Annotated in this window: 6 protein-coding genes; 1 reads left to right on the top strand and 5 read right to left on the bottom strand. The window is 59.5% G+C overall.

What is annotated here, in order from left to right:
* The 5 genes from ACN0SW_RS20050 to ACN0SW_RS20030 form a co-directional block, all read right to left on the bottom strand.
* Positions 1-297: hypothetical protein (locus ACN0SW_RS20050; protein WP_417729666.1), on the bottom strand; the 297-nt coding region annotated here is incomplete at its 3' end.
* Entirely contained in the window at positions 297-1,907 is a 1,611-nt protein-coding gene (locus tag ACN0SW_RS20045) for a transporter substrate-binding domain-containing protein (RefSeq protein ID WP_417729665.1), read from the bottom strand. The genes ACN0SW_RS20045 and ACN0SW_RS20050, both read right to left, overlap by 1 nt.
* Before the next feature lie 40 nt (positions 1,908-1,947).
* Positions 1,948-2,658 (bottom strand): methyltransferase, encoded by a 711-nt coding sequence (locus ACN0SW_RS20040; protein WP_417729664.1) that lies wholly within the window; start codon positions 2,656-2,658, stop codon positions 1,948-1,950.
* Positions 2,659-2,661: 3 nt separating this feature from the next.
* Positions 2,662-4,704 carry an adenylate/guanylate cyclase domain-containing protein gene (locus tag ACN0SW_RS20035; protein WP_417729667.1) on the bottom strand — a complete coding sequence of 681 codons (2,043 nt, stop codon included), beginning with the start codon at positions 4,702-4,704 and terminating at the stop codon, positions 2,662-2,664.
* Between the two features lie 270 nt (positions 4,705-4,974).
* Positions 4,975-5,475: a PAS domain-containing protein gene (locus tag ACN0SW_RS20030; RefSeq protein WP_417729663.1), complete on the bottom strand. Its 501-nt coding sequence runs from the start codon at positions 5,473-5,475 to the stop codon at positions 4,975-4,977.
* A gap of 365 nt (positions 5,476-5,840) precedes the next feature.
* Here ACN0SW_RS20030 and ACN0SW_RS20025 point away from each other — a divergent pair.
* Positions 5,841-6,562, top strand: a 722-nt coding sequence (locus ACN0SW_RS20025; RefSeq protein WP_417729662.1) for a GntR family transcriptional regulator, incomplete at its 3' end; no start/stop codon positions are given.

Below are 6,562 nucleotides of genomic sequence, written 5' to 3'. Positions count from 1 at the left end.
GACCGCCATCAGAGGCGACGGCGCCAGGCCGGAGCTCATCTCCCCGATGGTGTTCGCGGTCCCGCTCGGGATGGCGTTCAGCAGGAAGAACATGACGACAAAGGTCGGTGCTGCCCGCATCACCCCGACCAGAGTGGCGACAATCACCTTGAGAATACCGCCCGAGAGGCTGAGCAGGCAGAGCACCCCGCCAAGAACGAGGCCAACGACCAGCGCGATGAAGGCGATCTCGAAATTGACCACCATGCCGGCGAGCAACTGCGGCAGGAACTGGGACAGATCCGGAAACTGGCTCATCACGCGTGCCTCCTTTCAAGAACCACCCGCAACCGGCCACACAGCCAGACCACGACCATGACGACGAGAACATAGAAGATCAGCAGCATCGTATAGGTCGTCGCCCTGCCGCTTGCGAAGGAGGTGATGTCCGTCAGGGCACTCAGCAGCTCCGGCGCACCAATGAAAGCGGCGACAGGCGTGCCTTTTGCCGCATTGATCAGGAAGGAGACGATCTGGGTGGCCGACCGGCTCACCGCACGACCGAACAGCTGGGTTTCGGGAATATCCTTGCCCGCATTCTCCGCATGCAGCGTGTGCATCGCCTCGCCAATGGCCTGCCCCGCATTACTGCCGTTCATCAGGCCAAGCGCCACGATCGCGGCGCCAATCGCAACCACGGAGGAATAGGTGAAGAACTCCTGCGCCACAGCCGCCGCGATCACCACGGTGAGCACCACAGGAGAGGATTGCAGGATCACTGTCAGGGCATGAAAGACCCATTGAACGACGGGATTTTCCGAGCTTTGCAACGCGCCCAGAAGGAGGGCGAAAAACAGCGTCGCGCCGAGCGCGCCAACAACCAGATAAAGCGAATTGACGACGCCGCTCTGGAACAGAGTCCATGCCGGTATTGTCTTGAACATCGGCAGGGACACGGACAGCCCGGTATTGTCGGCTATCCATTGTTCCACCGCGACGACATTTCCGATGAACGGTGTCGGCTCCAGAGCCGCATCGAGCGGCGGCAGGATGCATGCCGGGTCCGTGTTGCCTTCGGCTGTATTGCATTCCGGCCTGGCCCAGACCTCTTTCTGGCTTTCCAGAAAACCGGCCGCAATCTTGTTCTTCCGGCCGTTTTCCAGAAAGACGCCCGTGCGGTGGAAGGTCTGGCTCATCAGGTCGAGCACCTGTGCCAGCCTATCACTGCCGGTGCGCGCCACCGCCATGCCCCACGGCACTTGCGCGAAACCGAATTTCGGCTCGAAACGGCGGGCGAAATCCTCATCCGTGAAGTAGGAGGCGAAGAAACTGTTGTCCTGTGCCGCGAGCATGCAGGTCTCATCCGCGAGGCGCACAGGAAGCACGGTCGCCTCCTCGAACAACATGAGGCGGGCCTGGTGGGAGATCATCTGGGCATTGGAGCCGTTGCCTATCGTCACGCAGATACTGTGCCCGGCAATATCCTTCCAACCCGCCACCTTCAGCTCTTTCGGCCCGATCAGAACGGTTTCGGACTGGTAATAGTGCGGACGGATGAAGCGGGCCTGACCGTCGCGCTGGGTGTTGTGGCCCATGGTCGCCAGAACCACGTCGATCTTGTCTTCATCGAGCAGGACGATACGGGTCGACGCCTTCACCCGGGTGAAGACCGGCTCAACCCCCAGTCTTGATGCGACCGCGCGGGCAACGTCCACGTCATAGCCAAAACGCTCATCGCCTTCGCGCGTGCCGAAAAGCGGATATTTTTCGCGAATGCCCGCCCGGATCTGGTCATCACAGAAGATCCGTATCAGACGATCGATACCGGGCTTCTCACAGGTCCCGGGCGTTTCAGCCTCGATACGGGCCTCACCGATCAGGCGCGTCAGTGCCGCATCAGGTGTTTCCGCCAATGCCGGAACCATCATGGCCGTCAGAAACCCGGCGACCAGCCCCAGTACGCGCCAATCATGCATCATTCGAGACCTGCCCTTTGCCGGCAATTTCAACGACATGCATATCGGCAAATGTGTAGGGGCCATAACGGTGCACTGATTTCCCCTTCTCCGCCAACAGGATCTGCGGGGTCATCAGGGCGAGCTTTTCGGGCGGTATCGACACGAGAACCGTCGCGACGACTTGAAGAGAGAGACCATACTCAGCGGCAATCGCCTGCGAGGCATCAAGGCCGACAAAACCATTATGGGTGATGATCGCCCGGCCACCCTCGGCCAGATGCCCGCTCAAGCCGTGCAGAAAGGGGTCGAGCAGCCTGCGGCCGTTCGGGCCACCGGCGCTCCAGGTGGTGTGCCGCCCCGGCACTTCGTGGTCTTCCATCGCAAAATGCGGCAAGTTGGCCGCGATAAGATCGAAGCGGCGGCCTGTCACCGGTTGCCACATGCTGCCCTGATGGATCTTGCCCAGCTTGCCATGCCCCAGTTCCTGAAGCAGGAACGTGCCGGCGGCAACGGCGTCATCCTCAACATCGATTCCGCACAGGGATGCAGCACCAAGGTCGGCCAGTGCGGCAAGTATCACGCCGCTTCCGGATCCCATTTCCAGCACGTTCTTACCGCGGACCCGGTCCCTGTCACATTGCAGGGCATGGATCAGGGCCGCCGTATATTCACTCGGTCGAAGCGCAGGCGGCGCCACGGTAAACTCTTTGTATTCAGGCATAGTTCAATCCGAAATTTCTTTGGATTCACTCAATTTTGGTGCCGCGGGAGCGAGCCTCCGCGCCATTTCACGCGCGACTGTATCATCCGGATATTCGACCAGGATTGCCTCGTAGCGTTCCAGTGCGAGCTCCAGATCCTCCGCGACCAGCGCCACATAGGCGTCGCGCGTCATCTCGCAAAGCCGCACAAGCTGCGCGTCGGGCTCGAACGCGGCTTCCAGATCGTAAGCGCCGACCAGCTCGTAGATCGGCACCTTGGACCGGCGCCCCTTGACAGCGACCTCGTCGATCGGCCGGACACACAGCCGGTCACCGGCCTCCTTGAACACTGTGTGGCTGATGCAGATCCGTGTTCCGTAATCCTTGTTGATACCCTCCAGCCGGGAGGCAATGTTCACGCCATCGCCCATGACCGTGTAGTTCATCCGGTCCGAGGACCCGATATTGCCGACCAGAACCGCATCGCTGTGAATGCCGATGCGGATGTTCAGCGGCAACATCCCCTGGGCTTTCCACTCCGCGTTCATACGGGCCATTTCATGCTGAATTCTGAGGGCCGCGAAACAGGCATGCATGGCATGATCGTCCAGCCGGTTCGGCGCGCCCCAGAACGCCATCACGCCGTCACCGATGAACTTGTCGATGGTTCCCTGTTCCTGCTTGATCGCCCGGGTCACGGTCTCGAGATAGACCGAAACCCGCTGCAGGAGCTGTTTCGACGGTGTGGATTCCGACAGTGTCGAGAAGCCCTCGATATCGGAGAAAAATATGGTGAGGAATTTGTTATAGCCGCCAAGCGCCAGTTTCTGATCGGTGTCGAGAAGCTGCCGCACCAGATCGACCGGCACGAAGGACGCGAAGGATTTAACCGTCGTATCGAGCGTGTCAATCGCACGCCCGAGCAGGGCGACCTCCCGGATCGGGGTTTGCAGCGCCAGCGGGCTCTCTACGTCCAGATCCTTGATCCGCGTCACCTTGACCGCGAGCCTCTCAAGCGGTGCAGAGATCACGCCCGAGAGGAAGTAGATGATGATGATCTGCACCAGGATGGCGATCAGACCGAAGATGAAAAGCTGCCTGTTCCGCTCTTCCAGAGTGCCGGTGAAGTCGGAGAACGGCGTGACGACGAACAATTGCCATGCCTTGCCGAAAGACGGCGGGAATGTCGTCAGGCTGGCAACATAGTCCCTGCCATCATGCTCAAAGACATACATCCCCTCGCTGTCGCGCGGCCGCAGGCTGAAGGCAATCGCCGGCAGATCGTCATCGAGCGATGTCACATGCATCAGCTCGGGGCGGCCGCTTCGGCTGCCATAGGTCTTTTCCTGACGCGAATTGGCGATCACACCGCCCTGATGATCCAGAATGAAGGAGATTGTCCCCGCGCTGATCTTGCTCTCAGCCAGATAGTCCGACAGGCCGTCCAGGGTGATGTCAGCGGCAGCAACGCCGCGCAGATTGCCATCCGCTCCGTAAAAAGGCGCGCCGACGGTGAAGCCGACAAGATCCAGCACGGCGAAAACATCGACATCACTGACGGATAGCCCGCCCGACGCCAGGGCCGTCTCATACCAGAGCCGGCCGCGCGGATCGTAGGAGGTGCCTTTGTCGGACCGGCCAATCTCCCGGCGTTCCTTATCAAGGAAAATATAATGATCGGTCGCCTCCTGACCGGGCGCGCGCGTGATCCAGCGATCGGCATATCGCGTCTCCGGCGGCGGCAGCTTGCCTTGCACCTGGACGGCCGGATCGATCTGTCGGGCCTGCCGGAAAGAGCCGTCTTCCAGCCCGATATAGGCGCTGATGATAACGTCGCTATGCTGGAGGATGCTGTGAAGATAGGTGATCGACCCGTTATCTTCGTAGAATGAAGGCAACTCACCGCCCAGTGTCGCGGCACTGCGTACCAGCGACTTAATCGGCTCGAACAATTGCTCCATATTGTCGATAGCTTCGTTGTTGAAGCGGAGCAGCAGCTTCTCCGCATAGGCGTGCGCCGCTTCCTGATTGGAAACGTAATTCACCGCAACGATGCTCAGGAACACCGGCAATGTCAGGATGATGAACAGCGTCAGAATGACTGGCCGCAGGCGCAAATTCATTGTCGAGAGGCTCATTTAAAGCTCGCAAGTTGGCCCGGCAATGCGGTCTAACGCATGACAGTTCAATAGTTTTTCCTAACGGAAGGACTATTCACGAAAGCCTTCGGAGCGTCAACGCGGGTACGGCAGCCCCGCTCCTGCATGGATATTGCCCTCAGCCTTCCCGTGTGGACGTTCCCTGTTTCCCCAGACTCGGGCTCTGGCGCTGGACCTTTAAAATAACCGCCGGGAGACAGTCCGGCGTTCCTGAACAGCGACGACCAGACCAACAATGACATCGACGTTCTGATGGTCACTGGCAAACGGGGCCATCAGCCGGGCAATCTTCATGAACTCCCGATCCGGCAGCTTGATGCTGGAGACTTCATAGCGCGGCAGCTTGTCCTGCATGATCTCGTGATAAAGCGCGCCAAGCTGCTCTGCCTGCTCTTTCGAATAGATATCCCGGTACAGACAATTTTTCAGGAAGCGGCCTGCAAGCTCCGAAACATTGGCGCCGACAAGCCGGTACCAGGGATCAAAAACGCCGTCTCTATAGAGCTCCGCGATCGCGATTTTACCGATATGCGGCCAGATCTCGACCGGATCAATCTGGCGCCGCGCCGGGAGCGCGCCATTTTCTCCGGCAAGGCGCAGCCAATATTCATAAAAGTCGCGGACAGCCGGATCGGTGCCATCCAGATCCTCTCGTCCCCTGACAATTTGAAGTGTCATTCAGTTCCGCCCACGGCCGCTGGCCCATGATTTACAGTGCAGTTTTGAGATCTTCCCGATATTGCCCCCCTCTCTTACTTCGTTGCCCCTTGTCTTCGCATCGCGCGCCATCTCTACAAGAGCAGGAACCGGCTCTATCCATACCACGCTTTATTCCAGGCAAAACACACAGGGGTAATCAGTACATTCGGTGATACCCCACAGGATGGACGATATGCTCCGGCAAACAAAAAGCGATGTGTATACATAAAAGAAAAAAACACCCTCAAAACATGGAAATCAGACACTAAAACCAACCATCCTGTATACAGGTGCCGATTGAATGAATATCATCCCGCATAGTTCAAAACACCCGGGGCGCCCCGATGATGCAGAGCGAAGGCCAGGAACGGACCCAAAGTCAGTCTGAGCGCGCGCTCTTCGGAATCCGTGAACTTCTGTTTTCCGGGGTGTTCGAGCCCGGCGCCCGGTTGAGCGAGCCCGCCATTGCCGAGCGGCTGCAGCTTTCCCGCACTCCGGTCCGCGCCGCCCTTGCCCGGCTGGAGCAGGAAGGCGCGGTCGACGCCATTCCGTCCGGCGGCTTTGCCGTCCGCAAATTCGCGACCGACGACATTCTGGATGCCATAGAACTGCGCGGCGTGCTTGAGGGCACCGCTGCCCGTCTTGCCGCCGAACGCGGCATCTCCCCGGCACAGATCACGGCTTTCAGGACATTGCTGTCGGAGATCGACGCGCTACTTCAGGCCACAGGCAACGATCTCGATCATGATGCCTATACCGCCTGCAATGCTGCATTCCATGCTCTGGTGAGAGAAAGCTGCGGCAGTTCGGTGATTGCCCGGGAAATAGACCGGCTGACGGCCCTGCCTTTCGCCAGCCCGAATGCGCTTCTCATGGTGCAGCGTGACCTGCCGGAATTTCATGGCTCTCTGGTGCTCGCCCAATCGCAGCACCGGGCCATCGTGAACGCTATCGAATTGCGGGAGGGCAGCCGGGCCGAGGCCCTCGCCCGCGAGCATGCCCGCCTTGCCCGGCGCAATCTCGAAGTCGCCATGAATGACGACCGCATCAAGGCCCTCTATCCCGC

Source organism: Roseovarius sp. (genome assembly GCF_048262375.1).
GTDB lineage: Bacteria > Pseudomonadota > Alphaproteobacteria > Rhodobacterales > Rhodobacteraceae > Roseovarius.
This window is presented reverse-complemented; position numbering and strand designations above follow the sequence as displayed.

Bases quoted from the DNA above. Each gene is read 5' to 3' on its own strand.
- ACN0SW_RS20030 (WP_417729663.1), bottom strand. From the start codon at position 5,475: ATGACACTTCAAATTGTCAGGGGACGAGAGGATCTGGATGGCACCGAT.
- ACN0SW_RS20040 (WP_417729664.1), bottom strand. From the start codon at position 2,658: ATGCCTGAATACAAAGAGTTTACCGTGGCGCCGCCTGCGCTTCGACCG.
- ACN0SW_RS20045 (WP_417729665.1), bottom strand. From the start codon at position 1,907: ATGATGGTTCCGGCATTGGCGGAAACACCTGATGCGGCACTGACGCGC.